Below are 14123 nucleotides of genomic sequence, written 5' to 3'. Positions count from 1 at the left end.
GTGGTCGTCGCGGGTGCCGTCGTCCTTTGTCGACAGACCAAACACATCGCCGGGGTGGGCCGCGACCAGATCCAGCGCGGTCACCGCACCGCCGCGGCGCCGCGCAGGCAGCCTCGACCGCAGTTGATCGGTGCGATGCAACAGTGCGGGCCCGCCCTCTGAAGGGCGAGCCCGCACTGTTCTGTTTGTTGGTGCGCGCGGTAGGAGGTCAGCTGAGCCAGAGGCCGCAGTTGTGCTCCGCCGCGAAGGTGTTGATCACTCGGCTCGCTCCGCCGGTACGCAACTGCATGACGTTCTCGTCGCCACCGTAGGTGGGCCACGACGGGGCACCCCGGTAGTTCGGGTTGCCGTTGTGGGCGAAGGCGCCCCAGTACCGCATCATCTGGTCCGACAGCTTCCTCTGCTGCGCGGTGAGGGGCCGCTCGCCGAGGGTGAAGTCGAACAGGTAGGCAAGCTCGCCGCTGTGGCCGTTGGAGACGTCCTCACCCGGAACGCGGAACCCGTAGAGGGTCGGCGAGGTCGGGTCGTTGAACTCGTAGCGGTAGAGCGGGGTCTTGGTCGAGATCACCCGAGCGGCCTGCTCGGTCTGGCACGCGCGACCAGCGTCGGTGTGCACCTGCGTGATGGCGTCCCACGGGCTCTTGAACTTGCTCAGCGGGTACGCCTCAAGGACGCGGTCCGCCTTCTCGCCGTACTCACGCTTGATCGTGTCGACGTAGCCCTGCGCGGTGATTCCGGCGAGGGCGGTCTCGGTGAGCCGGTTCTCGGAGCGCGTGGTACCGGACATCACCGGCACCTTGTTCCAGGTGCCGTCGGCGAACGCGTCGGCGAACGACTTGGGCAGCAGCGAGCCGCCCACCTTGGAGTTACCGAGGTAGTTCGCCTGGTTGGCGACGAGCTTTCCGGGCCAGGCCGCGCGCAGGCAGTTGACGACCGTGGCGGCGTCGGTGCAACCCACCGACTCGGCGAACCCGACACCCCGCTGCTCGCCGACCGCGAGCGTGTTGCGGGTGGCCAGGCACTGCTGGCTCTGCACGATCGCCTTGTGGAACAGCCCCTTGGCGGCCGGCATGGCGAGCATGTCGCACACGCCCTGTCCGCCGGCGGACTGGCCGTAGATCGTCACGTTGTTCCGGTCGCCGCCGAAGTTGGCGATGTTGTCCCGGACCCACTTCATCGACGCGAGCTGGTCCATCCGGCCGTAGTTGCCGGAGCCGCCGTCCGTGACCGCGCTGAGCGCGGGGTGGGCGAGGAAGCCGAGCGCCCCGAGGCGGTAGTTGATCGAGACGATGACGGTGTCGGTCTTGGCCGCCATCGTTCCGCCGCCGTAGATGACGCCGGTGCCCTGGGTGTGACCGCCGCCGTGGAACCAGAGCATGACCGGCAGCTTGGCGTTCTTCGCGACCTTGCTCGGCCGGTAGACGTCGAGGTAGAGGCAGTCCTCGCTGACTGCCTGCTCCTCGCGGATCCCGGTCGGCTCGAACTGCACGCATGCCGGGGCCTGCTGATCGGCCGACCGGATACCCCGCCACGACTCCGGCGCGGCCGGAGGGGCGAACCGCAGGTCGCGTACGGGGGGTGCCGCGTACGGCAGGCCGAGGAACTGGTCGAACTGGTTCGTCGCGACGCCACGGACGAGTCCGTTCCGGCTCTGCACGACGGGGTCACCGCCACGTCCGTCGCCCTTGCTGTCCGCCTGGGCGACCGCGCCGGCGCCCGCGCCGAGCAGCAGCACAGGGGCGATCACGGCGGCAGCCCAGGTGGCCAGGCGACGCTTGGGGAAACTTCTCACGAATTGGTCCTTTTCGGTCGATCGAAGGGGGTGTACGCAGCTGTTGCTTGCCCGAAGCACTCGTTGCCGGGATCCGCGACGTGGTGCCGAGGCACCACCTCGCGGACCTCGCTGACATGGTCAGACAGCGGGACTGACCGCGTCCCACACCGAGCAGTTGTGCGATTCGCCGATCTTGGTGTCGGCGACCCGCTGGGCGCTGGGTGCCGCGAACTGCAGGAGGTCACCCTGCGGGGCGTACCGGGGCCAGGTCGGCGCGAACTGCACGTTCGGGTTACCGTCGCGGGCGAAGCTGCCCCAGTAGCTGATCATCTGGTTGGACAGGTCGACCTGCTCGCCGCTGAAGGGCAGGGCCGTGCCGAGGTAGTCCCAGAGGTAGCCGAGGTCGTTGACGTGGGTGGCACCGAAGGGGTAGTCGGTGTTGAGGCGCCAGATCGAGACGAAGGCCGGGCCGTTCTTCTCGGCGAACTCGTAGGCGTAGGTCTTGGTGTCCTTCGCCAGCCGCTCGCGCAGCGTCTGGTCCCGACACGCACGCTGGTCGCTCTGGATCGCACCCCAGGTGACGGTGGGCGACTTGTAGTTCACCACCGGGTAGGTGGCACGGATCTGGTCGGCACCATTCGGGTACGTGGTGGTGATCAGGGTGTTGAGCTGTGCGGTGGTGAGCGGCTTGTCGAGGTAGTCGTAGGCGGCGAAGACACTCTGCTGCGACTCGTCGGAGGTGCCGCCGACCAGGACCGGCAGGTCGGTCAGCTTGCCGGTCTTCATCAGCTCGATCGGATCGGTCGGCACGACGCGAGTGCCGGCGACGGCGCCCGACTGACGGACCTTGGCCTGCGCCGCGAGGATCTCGGTGGGGCTCTTCGAGCGAAGGCAGTCGACCTGGCCCGCGCCCGTCGGGCAGCCGATTTCGGCGCTGAACTGCTCGCCGCTCTCTCGGGCCGCCGGCAACGTCCGCAGAGGACTGCCGCCTCCGCTCTGCAGGATGGCGCGGTCGAAGAGACCTCGCGCGGTGGGCGAGGCAAGCTGCACGGCCGTGTTGCCGGCGCCCGCGGACTGCCCGGCGACGGTGACGTTGTTGGGGTTGCCGCCGAACGCCTTGATGTTCTTCTGCACCCAGCGCAGGGCCGCCTGCTGGTCCAGGATCGCGAAGTTGCCGGCCGAGCCGTCGCGGTTGTCTGCCTCAAGGGCCGGGTTCACGAGGTAGCCCATGGCGCCGAGCCGGTAGTTGATCGTGACGTAGACGGCGTCCTCTCGCGTCACGAACTTGTCCGGGTTGGTGTCGCGCCCTGCGCCGGCGAAGTTGCCGCCGCCGTGGATCCAGAAGAAGACCGGGAGGTTCTTCTTCGAGACGGTGCTGGGGCGGTACACGTTGAGGTAGAGGCAGTCCTCGGTCAGCGTGGGCTTGTCATATCCGGGGTCCCAGCCGGTGCCCTGTACGCAGGAAGCCCCGAACTGTGTCGCGTCCCTCGTGCCCTTCCACTTGGCGGCCGGCTGCGGTGCCTTCCAGCGAAGGTCACCGGTCGGCGGCGCGGCGAAGGGGATGCCCTTGAAGGAGGTCACCATGCTCTTGGCCTCGCCACGGACCGCACCCTTGTCGGTCTGGACGACGGGGGACTGACCGGGGTAGGTGCTGGCGCCGCGTGAGGCGCTGGCGAAGTTTGCCATGGCGGGTGGGCCTGCGGTGACGGCCAGGGCAACAGCCGCTGCGGCTGACACCCCCGCCACCCATCGAGCGGTGGGTCGGATCTTCATCGGTGGTCGTACCTCCATTTTTGCGGCAGGGGAGGTCCCCGGCTCGCACCGGTCCGGTGCCGCAGGTGGTCGTGGACGGGGGAGTCCACGTGAACGGGAGGTGCATCGGATCAACGAGTGCACCGGCCCGTGAAGGAGGCCAGGCGACGGTTCAGGCGAGTACCGGGCAAGGAGCCGGAGTGGAACGGTCGCGACGCTGGCGCTTCCCCCGACCGGCCGAGGACGGAGGAAGGCTTGTTGTCGGGCAGAACATTACCGCTACCAGGGGACTTCGCAACACGAGGGGCGAATTCCTGTTGCGGAGACGCCGCGGCCGAAACCTATCCGTTACCGGTTGACGGTCGCGGTGGGCAGTTGCCCCGCCCGGGCAAGCGCGACCGCTCCGAGCATCTCGGCCCGTTCCCCGAGCTCGCCGGTGAGCAGTTGCACGGCCTCCGCCATGACGCTCGGCATGCGATGGTCGATCGCTTCGCGCATACCGGCGACAAACGGCTCTGCCGCCGCCCCGAGCGCTCCGTCCACGATGATTGCTTCCGGGCTGAGCAGCACGCAGACGTCAGCGAGCACTCGCCCGAACCCCCGACCGAGGTCAGCCAGGATGCGTCTGGTGCCCACCTCGCCCGCAGCCGCGAGCTCGCGGATGTCGGCGACAGTCAACGGTTGCGGGTAGGTCGAGCCGATCGTTTCCACGAAGTCGCCGTACGTCACCGCGAGGCAGCCGCGGCCTCCGCAGAGGCACCATCGTCCGTTGGGGAGCACCTGCACATGCGCCAGTTCCCCAGCCAGGCCGCGCGCACCCCGGTGCAGTCGGCCACCGAGGATCAGCCCGGCGCCGACCCCCTCGACCAGCTTGATGTAGATGAGGTCGTCCAGGCCGCGCCCCGCCCCGGCGGTCGCCTCGCCCAGCGCTGCGAGGTTGGCGTAGTTCTCCGCCGCCGTCGGGATGCCCAGGCGTTCGGTGACCATGGGCTGCGGGTCCGAGCGAAACCAACCGAAGACCTTCGCGAGCTCGGGTACGGCCTCGCGGGCTGCGTCGGGCATCCGGCCGAATGCCGCCCCGACCCCCCGCTCGAAGGCTGCCGGAACGCCGATGACGGCAAAGTCGGCCTGCTCCGGCGTCGACCCCGCCTCGGCGAACGCCTCCTCAAGCAGGCGCAGCCCTCGGTCGAGCACGCGTTGCTGGTCGCGATCGCCACCGATGTCGCGTTGCCGGTGGGCGGCAAACGTGCCGTCCCAGCCGACCGCCGCGGCCCGGATCGTGGTGTGGCTGAAGCACAGGGCGGCGACCAGGCCGCCGGGGTCCGCCAGCGCGAGGCCACTCGCGGGTCGGCCGCGACTGCGATGCCGTCGTCCGGTGTCGGCGGTGTGTTCGACGACCATGCCCCGTTGCAGGAGGCGATTGGCGATGCCGGTCACCGTCGTCTTCGGCAGGCCGGTCGTGGCACTCAACTCGGTCCGGCTGAGAACGGCTCCGCCCCGCAACGCGGCGAGGACAAGTCGCTCGTTGCCGGTGGTGCCGCTCGGTAGGGCGGGGACAGCACGCGGCGTCATGGGCCGAGCATACCCTTTTAAGGACGGAAACAGTCTTAAATGCTGCCGTTGACCAGACTTCTTGGTCCGGATAGCCTCCGTTATGGCTCACTTAGAACGAGTTGAGTCAAAAGGTGCTCCGGCAGGCCGAGCCGGACGCCGATCGGCGGACAGGTCTGATGGCCCGGCCAAGTCACGGACCTGCCTGCCGGCCGGCTGCGGGATGCGGCCAGCTGTGGTGGAACTCTGGCGAGTGCGCAGCTGGTAGCACCCGCAGCCGGCGGGGTGCTTCCCGGGCGGGAACGCGGCGCGCAGTCTCGGCGCGTGGTCGAGTGCTTGGGATGACGGCGGGGCTATGGTGCACCTCGTGACGCACGAACGTGAGCTGACCTCACCTGTCGATCTGTGCCAACTGGACGGGCGGCTCAATCCCGCGGCGGTCGGCTGGACACGCCGCCCGCTGCACACCGCGAACCTGCGCGGCTGGGGCCGGACCAAGCGGTGGGAGTACTGGGGCATCGTGACGCCACGGCACATCGTCGGGGTGGTCGCCTCGTCGCTGGACTACGCCGGTGTGCACAGCGTCTATGTGCTCGACCGGGACAGCGGCACCGAGACGACGGCCGACGTGGTGGTGCCGCTGGCCCGTGGGACGGTGCTGCCGCCGCACAGCGGTGTGGGCGAGGTTCGTGCGCACGGCGGTGGCCTGGCGATCCGGATCGCTCAGCGCCCGGACGGCACCGCCATCTCGGCGAGTGCCCCCGGAGTACGGCTGGAGGTGGACGTGCCGTTGCCGGCCGGCCACGAGTCGCTCGGCGTGGTCGTGCCGTGGAGCCCCACGCGATTCCAGTACACGGTCAAGGACGTCGGCCGCCCTGTCCTCGGCACACTGGAACTGCACGGCCAGACGTACGAGATCGGTGGGCCGGACGCGTTCGCCGTGCTGGACCACGGTCGCGGCAGGTGGCCGTACTCGATCAGGTGGAACTGGGCCGCCGGTGCGGCACCGGGACGGGCGATCCAGCTCGGCGGTCAGTGGACCGACGGCACCGGGGTCACCGAGAACGGCCTGTTCGTCGACGGCCGGCTGCACAAGATCGGCGAGGAACTGCGCTGGACCTACGACCGGTCGGACTGGCTTCGCCCGTGGCGGATCAGCGGGGAACGGGTCGAGGCCGAGTTCCAGCCGTTCCACGAGAAGGTGGCCCGCACCAACCTGGGTGTCGTCGCGAACGAGACGCACCAGTGTTTCGGGCACTTCTCCGGCTGGGCGAAGACGGACGACGGGACGAAGGTGAGCCTCGACGGGCTCGTCGGCTGGGCCGAAGAGGCGCGCAACCGCTGGTAGTGGAGCCCGATCATCGGACCACTTCGAACTGTGGGCACCGTACCTCCGTGTCTATGATCGACGACCCTGACCGGTAACACGGAAACACGGCCGTTCGGTTCGGCCCGGAGCAAGAGGTGAGGTGCGCGACGGTGATCCGCGAGGCGTACGCCTGCTGGGTGCGCGAGCCCGGCGCGGCCGAGATCCGGCCGGTGTCGCTGCCCACCCCGGGCCCCGACGAGGTGCTGGTCCGGACCCGTTACTCCGGGGTCAGCCGGGGCACCGAGACGCTGGTCTTCGCCGGCCGGGTGCCCGCCGACCAGTACGCCGCGATGCGCGCGCCGTTCCAGGAGGGCGACTTCCCCGGCCCGGTGAAGTACGGCTACCTCAGCGTCGGCGTGGTCGAGCAGGGCCCGCCGGAACTGCTCGGGCGGACGGTGTTCTGCCTGTACCCGCACCAGAGCGCGTACGTCGTGCCGGCCACCGCCGTGGTGCCGGTGCCGGACGGGGTGCCGCCCGCCCGCGCGGTCCTCGCCGGCACGGTGGAGACGGCGATCAATGCGCTGTGGGATGCCGCGCCGCTGGTCGGTGACCGGGTCACCGTGATCGGCGCGGGCATGGTGGGCTGCTGCGTCGCGGCGCTGCTCGCCCGGTTCCCCGGCGTGCAGGTCGAACTGGTCGACACCGACGTCCGCCGGGCCGGGGTGGCCGGCGCGCTCGGCGTCTCGTTCGCCCAACCGGCCGACGCGACCGGCGACCGGGACCTGGTCGTGCACGCCAGCGCCACCGGCGCCGGGCTGCAACGCTCGCTGGACCTGCTCGCACCGGAGGGCACGGTCATCGAGCTGAGCTGGTACGGCGACCGCCCGGTGCAGGTGTCGCTGGGCGGGGCGTTCCACTCCGGCCGGCTGACCGTACGCAGCAGTCAGGTCGGCATGGTCGCACCCGCCCGCCGGGGACGGCGCAGTTACACCGACCGGCTGGCTCTCGCCCTGGACCTGCTCGACGATCCGGCCTTCGACGCGCTGATCACCGGCGCGTCCCGGTTCGCGGAGCTGCCCGACGTGCTCGCCGGACTGAGCACGGGCGACCTGCCCGCGCTCTGCCACCTCATCACCTACGACGACGGGGAGTGACCGTGTTCAGCGTGACCGTTCGAGATCACATGATGATCGCCCACAGTTTCCGGGGCGACGTGTTCGGCCCCGCCCAACGCCTGCACGGGGCGACGTTCGTGGTGGACGCGACGTTCCGGAGGACCGACCTGGACGCCGACGGCATCGTGGTCGACATCGGCCTGGCCACCGAGCAGTTGCGGGCCGTGCTGGGCGAGCTGACCTACCGCAACCTCGACGACGAGCCGGCCTTCGCCGGAGTGAACACCACCACCGAGGTGCTGGCCCGTACGGTCGCGGACCGACTTGTCGAGCGGGTGCACGCCGGCGACCTGGGCGCGGGGGCGCGCGACCTGACCGGCATCACGGTGACCCTGCACGAGTCGCACATCGCCTGGGCCAGCTACGAACGGTCGCTGTGACCGACGCGGGCCGGGCGGAGCCGCTCGACCAGCCCGGAGCGCCCGGTGGCGCCCCGGACCCCGGCCAGCGCCGCCGCACGGTCCACGTCGTCCTGCCCGGTGACATCGACGACCCGGCCACGCCCAGCGGCGGCAACACCTACGACCGGCGGATCTGTGCGGGCCTCGGCGAGCACGGCTGGGCGGTGCACGAGCACGCGGTGCCCGGGGCGTGGCCGCACCCCGACCTGGCCGACCGGGCGGCGCTGGCGGCTCTGCTGGCCGCCGCGCCGGACGACGCCGTGGTGCTGCTCGACGGCCTGATCGCCTCGGCCGTGCCGGACCTGCTCGCCCCACACGCCCGCCGGCTGCGCCTGGTCGTCCTCGTGCACATGCCGCTCGACGACGAGGCCGAGGCGCGAGCGCTGGCCACCGCGCGGGCCGTCGTCACCACCAGCGAGTGGACCCGCCGCCGCCTGCTGCTCCGCCATCCGCTGCCCGCCGACCGCGTTCGGGTCGCGCCGCCGGGGGTGACGCCAGCGGCGCCGGTACCCCCGGCTCGGCCGCCGGTGACCGGCTGCTCTGCGTGGCCGCGGTCACCCGCCACAAGGGCCACGACGTTCTGGTCGACGCCCTGAGCGTCCTGGCCGAGACGCCCTGGACGCTGGTCTGCGCCGGCACGCTGACCCGGGAGCCCGAGCTGGTGCACCGGCTGCGCGACCGGTTCGTCGGCGCGGGCCTCGCCGACCGGGTCCGGCTGGCCGGCCCGCTGACCGGGGCGGCGCTCGACGCCGCGTACGCCGCCGCCGACCTGCTGGTGCTGCCGTCGCGGGGCGAGACATACGGCATGGTCGTCACCGAGGCGCTGGCCCGCGGCCTGCCGGTGCTGGGCACCCAGGTGGGTGGCCTACCGGAGGCACTCGGCCGTGCCCCCGATGGCGACCTGCCGGGGCTGCTGGTCCCGCCGGACGATCCGGCCGCGTTGGCCGGCGCGCTGAGCTGGTGGTTGGGCGACGACGCGCTGCGGGCCGGCTGCGGCGTGCGGCTCTCGCCCGGCGCGACACCCTGACCGACTGGCCGGTGACGACCGCGCTGCTGGCCGACGTGCTGATGGAGGTGGCGGAATGACCGTCGAGGAGACCCTGCCGTTCGCCGACTGGCTGCGGTTGCGCGAGCCGGCCGACGCGGCGGCGCGAGCCGAGGACCTGCTGGACGCCGTCCGTTCCCGGCTGACCGGTGACGGTCCCACGGTGATCCACGACCTGGGCAGTGGCACCGGCTCGATGAGCCGCTGGCTGGCCGCCCGGTTGTCCGGCCCGCAGCACTGGATCCTGCATGACCGGGACGCCGACCTGCTGGCCCGCGCCGCCGAGGGCATGACCGGCGTGACCGCCGCCGACGGCGCCCCGGTCACCGTCCGCACCCGGTGCGGCGACCTCACCAGGCTGACCGCCGCCGACCTGGCCGACGGTTCCCTGGTCACCGCGTCCGCGCTGCTGGACATGCTCACCGTCGAGGAGATCGATCGGGTGGTGGCCGCCTGCGTCGGCCGACCCACCCTCTTCGCGATCTCGGTGACCGGGCGGGTCCGGTTCACCCCGGCCGATCCGCTGGACGAGGAGGTCGAGGCCGCCTTCAACGACCACCAGCGGCGTACCGTCGACGGCCGGCGACTGCTCGGCCCGGACGCCGCCGCCACCACCGCCGCCGCGTTCGCCCGGCGAGGCGTCGACGTCCGCGAGCGGCCCAGCCCGTGGCGCCTCGGCCCGGACCAGGCCGACCTGGCCGCCGAGTGGTTCCGGGGCTGGCTGGGCGCGGCCTGCGCGCAGCGCCCCGACCTCACCGGACCGGCCCAGGCGTACGCCCAGCGCCGGCTCGCCGACGCGGCGGCCGGCCGGCTCACCGTGCTTGTCGAGCACAGTGACCTCCTCGCGGGTGGATGAACCGTTCACGCCCTGGGTACGTGCACTAGGGCAAGTGGACGATCTTCAAGGGGAGGCCGGCGCCGATGTTCTGGGCCTGGGCACGAGTGGTCGGCGGGGTGGGTCTGCTCGCCGTCCTGCTGTGGCAGGTGGGCGGCGGCCCGTTCCTCGCCGGGTTGCGGCTGATCGACGCGCCGGCGTTGGCCGCCGCGCTGGTCATCGGCGTGCTCACCACGGTCTGCGCGGCCTGGCGGTGGAGCCTGGTCGCCGGTGGCCTGGGCGTGCGCCTGCCGCTGGCGACCGCGGTGGCGCACTGCTACCGGGCGGTGTTCCTCAACGCCACGCTGCCCGGCGGGGTGCTCGGCGACGTGCACCGGGCGGTACGCCACGGCCGCGACGCCGGTGACGTCAGCCGGGGCATCCGCGCGGTGATCTGGGAACGTACCGCCGGGCAGGTGGTCCTGATGGGAGTCGCGCTGGTGGTGCTCGCCGCGTTCCCGTCCCCGGTGCGGCCGTACCTGCCGGTCGCCGCCGCGCTGCTCGTCGCGGGTGCGCTGGTCGCCGTGCTGCTGGCCCGGGTCGTGCCGACCGCAGGTCGCTCACGGTGGGCGCGGGCGATGCGTACCGCCGTGGCGGACGTGCGGTCCGGGCTGCTGGCCCGGCGCACCTGGCTCGGGGTGCTGATCGCCTCCGCCGTGATGGTCGCCGGTCACCTGGCCACCTTCCTGGTGGCCGCCCGCACCGCCGGATCGGACGCCCCCCTGTCGCGGCTGCTGCCGTTGACGCTGCTCGCCCTGCTCGCCATGGGCCTGCCGCTGAACATCGCCGGTTTCGGACCGCGCGAGGGAGTGGCCGCGTGGGTGTTCGGCGCGGCCGGTCTGAGCGCAGCCCAGGGTGTCGCCACCGCCACCGTCTACGGTGCACTGGTGCTGGTGGCGAGCCTGCCCGGCGCCGCCGTGCTGTTGACCCGGCGAAATCGGATTCCGGTCACCCGGGAAGCCGCCTCCGGCGGCGGCTGTTGAGTCGGTGGTGAGACGTACGCGTCGCCGCGCGTCGGTGGCGCCGGACAAAGGAGTCCCATGCCCGAAGCATTGCCGGTCGCCACGATCCGTACGCAGGTCACGGTGCCGCTGACGTTCCCCGACGGCTACGCCACGACCGTCCGGGTGTTCTCGTTCAAGGGTCTGGTGGACGGTCGGGAGCACCTCGCCCTCGGTCTCGGCGACTGGGCCGGCGCACTCGACCGGCTCGCCGTCGGGGGCGAACCCCCACTGGTCCGTCCGCACAGCGAGTGCCTCACGGGCGACGTGTTCGGCAGCCAACGCTGTGACTGCGGGCCGCAGTTGCGGGAGGCGGTGCACCGGATCGCCGAGACCGGAGGTTTCCTGCTCTACCTGCGGCAGGAGGGCCGTGGCATCGGCCTGTACGCCAAGCTCGACGCGTACGCGTTGCAGGACGCCGGGCTGGACACCTACCAGGCCAACGTCGCGCTGGGCCGGGGTGAGGACGAGCGCGACTACACCGCCGCCGCGCAGATGCTGGCCACACTGGGCGTGCCGCGGGTCCGACTGTTGAGCAGCAACCCGGACAAGGCCGAGCAGTTGACCCGGCTGGGCGTGGACGTCACCGAACGGGTGCCCACCAGCGTCTTCCTCTCCCCGGCCAACGCCGACTACCTGGCGGCCAAGGCCGCCAAGGCGGCGGAGACCGAGGCGGCGGAGGCGCTCGCGGGTCGTACCCCCGACCGGTCGGTCTCCCAATGAGCTGCACGACGCGACCGTACGTGCTGCTGAGTTGCGCCACCTCGATCGACGGGTACATCGACGACGCCTCCAACCAGCGGCTGCTGCTGTCCAACGAGGACGACCTGGACCGGGTCGACGCGGTCCGGGCCAGCTGCGACGCGATCCTGGTCGGCGCCGGCACGGTCCGCCGCGACGATCCCCGGCTGCTGGTGCGCTCCCCGAGCCGCCGGGCCGAGCGGGTGGCGGCTGGCCGGCCCGCCTCGCCCACCAAGGTCACTCTGACCGCCCGGGGTGACCTCGACCCGACCGCCCGGTTCTTCACCGCCGGCGACTCCGCCCGGCTCGTCTACTGCGCCACGGGCGCGCTGGAGAAGACCCAGGAACGTGTCGGGGGACTGGCCACCGTGATCGACGCGGGCGAGCCGGTCGAGCCCGGATGGGTGCTGGCCGACCTGGTCGAGCGGGGCGTACGGCGACTGATGGTGGAGGGCGGCGGGACGGTGCACGCCCAGTTCCTCGCCGCCGGTCTCGCCGACGAATTGCACCTGGTGGTCGCCCCGTTCTTCGTCGGCGACGGCCGGGCGCCCCGGTTCGTCGGCGAGGGAAACTTCCCCTGGCACCCGGGTCGCCGGGCCCGGCTGGCCGAGGCCCGCCAGATCGGCGACGTGGTCCTGCTCCGCTACGCCCTCTCCGACCGCTTCGGCGAGACCTGACGGCGGCGCAGGAGGTACGTCAGCGCGCTGAGCAGGAACAGCGCCGCGCTGAGCAGGAGCCACCGCACCAGGTACGGCCGCTGGTCCTGGCCGGTGGCCGCGAGGTGGGTGGTCTCGCCCAGGCGGAGGATGCCGGGGGAGTAGACGAGAAACAGCAGGGCGCTGCCGAGCGCTGGCACCCGCAGGTGGTTGAGCAGGGCGACCCGGCCGCGTACCAGCCGACGCAGCACGCGGTCGACGGCCGCGTACACCGGGAAGAGCACCAGGTCGTGGGCGATGACCGCGCCGAGGAACCAGAGCAGCATCCGGCCGGCCGTCGCCTCCCCGGCCACCCGCAGCGCCACCCAGCCGGCGAGCACGATGGCGGCCGTGACCACGATCAGGTGCCAGGGCGCGGCGCCGTAGCCGGCGCGTAGGCGGTCAGCCATCGGCCCGTCCCCGGAAGTCGATCTCGGCGACCCACTTCGTGCAGTGCACCCCGGGCAGGGCCGGCACGATGACCCGGGCCGGGTAGCCGTGATCGGGGGAGAGGTCGACGCCGTTGACCCGCAGGGCGAGCAGCGAATCCGGGTCGAGGACCTGGTTGGGGGCGAGGACCGCGGTGCGGAACAGCCCGGCCTGCTCCAGCGACGACACGTGTGCGGAGGTCGGGTCGGCGACACCGGCGAGCGCGGCCAGGTCGCGTAGCCGTACCCCCGTCCAGGTCTGCCGGGTCGACCAACCCTCCACGCAGGCGATCGGCAGCGCGGCGGTGTGCTGTGCCATGGCCAGCAGCCCGGGTCGGTCCAGGGTCACGGTCCGTCCGCCGCCGCGCAGGGTCAGTCGCCAGCCGGCGCCGGTCTGCTCGGGGCGTACGCCAGCGGCGGCGATGGTGCGGTTGACCGGGAAGCCGTTCGGCCCGGTGCCGGGCTGCCGGCCCCGGGGCAGCAGCAGCGCGGTGTGGCGCAGTGGACCGTCCAGGCTCTCCCCGATGGTCAGCGCGCCCAGCAGCAGCGCACCACCGCCGACGAGGCCGACCGCACCGCGTCGGCTGAGGGTGGCCGGCCCGGGTGCCGGGGCGACCAGGCCGTCCGGGTCCGGCGGCTCGGGTCGGGTCGCCGCGCGCGGGGTACGCAGCTCCGCGCCGAGCGGGCGGGACCGCAGCGCGGTCGACAGCCGGGGAAACTTGATGACCACGTGCGCCACGAACGCGCCCGTGAAGATCCAGGCGCCGAAGTAGTGGGCGGTGTAGAAGTCGAAGCCGAAGATGTAGGAGTACTGGATGTTCAGCAGGCCGGTGGCGATCTGGAACAGGATCCCGCCGACCAGCAACAGCAGGGTGAGCCGCTCCAGCAGCTGAGCCAGCGAGCGGACCGGCGGCCAGGCGAACAGCTTCGGGATGACCGACCAGAGTTTGGCCAGCACCACCGGGATGAGGATGATCCCGAGCGCCACGTGCAGCCCCTGGGTGACCCGGAACAGCCAGGACGGCCGGGTCGGCCAATCGAACGTGGGTAGCCGCAACCAGCCCACATTCGTCGGGAACGCCTGGTCGAACCGGGGGCCGTAGGCGGCGTAGTCCAGCAACCCGGTGATGATCACCAGGGGCAGTGCGATGAGCAGCACCGATCCGTAGACGGCGGTGAGCCAGGGACCGCGAAGCGGGCTGCGCCAGCTCCGCTCGACCGCGTCCACCCCCGGTGGCTTTCGCACGCCGTCGCGCCGACCGGATCTGCTCGGGGACACCGCGGCTCCTTCCTCGCTGCCGTGGGTCGGCGGCGGGTGCACTGCGGGCAGGCTAGACCGCGCGGGTACGGCTCGGACGGGTTTGCCGCATTACCGAA

At 71.9% G+C, this 14123-nt stretch carries 12 protein-coding genes and 1 pseudogene; 8 read left to right on the top strand and 5 right to left on the bottom strand.

The features are described from left to right. Positions 1-208: 208 nt before the first annotated feature. The 3 genes from PCA76_RS18615 to PCA76_RS18605 all read right to left on the bottom strand — a co-directional run bounded on the left by PCA76_RS18615 (position 209) and on the right by PCA76_RS18605 (position 5098). Positions 209-1792, bottom strand: coding sequence for a carboxylesterase/lipase family protein (locus tag PCA76_RS18615; RefSeq protein WP_272611708.1), 1584 nt, complete (start codon positions 1790-1792; stop codon positions 209-211). 120 nt (positions 1793-1912) lie between these two features. Further along, the gene (locus tag PCA76_RS18610) at positions 1913-3511 is read right to left on the bottom strand and encodes a carboxylesterase/lipase family protein (RefSeq protein WP_272611707.1); all 1599 of its coding nucleotides are present in this window, start codon (positions 3509-3511) and stop codon (positions 1913-1915) included. Positions 3512-3874: 363 nt separating this feature from the next. Beyond that, positions 3875-5098 (bottom strand): ROK family transcriptional regulator, encoded by a 1224-nt coding sequence (locus tag PCA76_RS18605; RefSeq protein WP_272611706.1) that lies wholly within the window; start codon positions 5096-5098, stop codon positions 3875-3877. Positions 5099-5444: 346 nt separating this feature from the next. Between PCA76_RS18605 and PCA76_RS18600 the strand changes: the two genes are divergently transcribed. The 8 genes and pseudogenes from PCA76_RS18600 (at position 5445) to PCA76_RS18565 (ending at position 12300) form a co-directional block, all read left to right on the top strand. After that, positions 5445-6425 carry a DUF2804 domain-containing protein gene (locus PCA76_RS18600; protein WP_272611705.1) on the top strand — a complete coding sequence of 327 codons (981 nt, stop codon included), beginning with the start codon at positions 5445-5447 and terminating at the stop codon, positions 6423-6425. Between the two features lie 131 nt (positions 6426-6556). Next, positions 6557-7540, top strand: coding sequence for a zinc-dependent alcohol dehydrogenase (locus tag PCA76_RS18595; protein ID WP_272611704.1), 984 nt, complete (start codon positions 6557-6559; stop codon positions 7538-7540). 2 nt (positions 7541-7542) lie between these two features. Continuing rightward, positions 7543-7941 (top strand): 6-pyruvoyl trahydropterin synthase family protein, encoded by a 399-nt coding sequence (locus tag PCA76_RS18590; protein WP_272611703.1) that lies wholly within the window; start codon positions 7543-7545, stop codon positions 7939-7941. 92 nt (positions 7942-8033) lie between these two features. Further along, positions 8034-9048, top strand: a pseudogene (locus PCA76_RS18585) (glycosyltransferase family 4 protein). Further along, positions 9045-9863 (top strand): class I SAM-dependent methyltransferase, encoded by an 819-nt coding sequence (locus PCA76_RS18580; RefSeq protein ID WP_272611702.1) that lies wholly within the window; start codon positions 9045-9047, stop codon positions 9861-9863. The pseudogene PCA76_RS18585 and the gene PCA76_RS18580 overlap by 4 nt, the downstream one beginning before the upstream one ends. 65 nt (positions 9864-9928) lie before the next feature. Continuing rightward, positions 9929-10864 (top strand): lysylphosphatidylglycerol synthase transmembrane domain-containing protein, encoded by a 936-nt coding sequence (locus PCA76_RS18575; protein ID WP_272611701.1) that lies wholly within the window; start codon positions 9929-9931, stop codon positions 10862-10864. Between the two features lie 57 nt (positions 10865-10921). Next, on the top strand, positions 10922-11605 hold the full coding sequence (locus tag PCA76_RS18570) for a GTP cyclohydrolase II (protein WP_272611700.1): 684 nt from the start codon (positions 10922-10924) through the stop codon (positions 11603-11605). Beyond that, positions 11602-12300 (top strand): RibD family protein, encoded by a 699-nt coding sequence (locus PCA76_RS18565; RefSeq protein ID WP_272611699.1) that lies wholly within the window; start codon positions 11602-11604, stop codon positions 12298-12300. The genes PCA76_RS18570 and PCA76_RS18565 overlap by 4 nt, the downstream gene beginning before the upstream one ends. Here PCA76_RS18565 and PCA76_RS18560 read toward each other — a convergent pair. Continuing rightward, positions 12267-12728 (bottom strand): hypothetical protein, encoded by a 462-nt coding sequence (locus PCA76_RS18560; protein ID WP_272611698.1) that lies wholly within the window; start codon positions 12726-12728, stop codon positions 12267-12269. The two genes, PCA76_RS18565 and PCA76_RS18560, sit on opposite strands and share 34 nt — an antisense overlap. Further along, on the bottom strand, positions 12721-14025 hold the full coding sequence (locus PCA76_RS18555) for a molybdopterin-dependent oxidoreductase (RefSeq protein WP_336298000.1): 1305 nt from the start codon (positions 14023-14025) through the stop codon (positions 12721-12723). Before PCA76_RS18555 ends, PCA76_RS18560 begins: the two co-directional genes overlap by 8 nt. Positions 14026-14123 lie beyond the last annotated feature (98 nt).

It is taken from the genome of Micromonospora sp. LH3U1, assembly GCF_028475105.1.
Classification (GTDB): Bacteria; Actinomycetota; Actinomycetes; order Mycobacteriales; family Micromonosporaceae; genus Micromonospora.
Note: the sequence above shows the minus strand (reverse complement) of the source record. Positions and strands in the feature narration are given on the sequence as shown.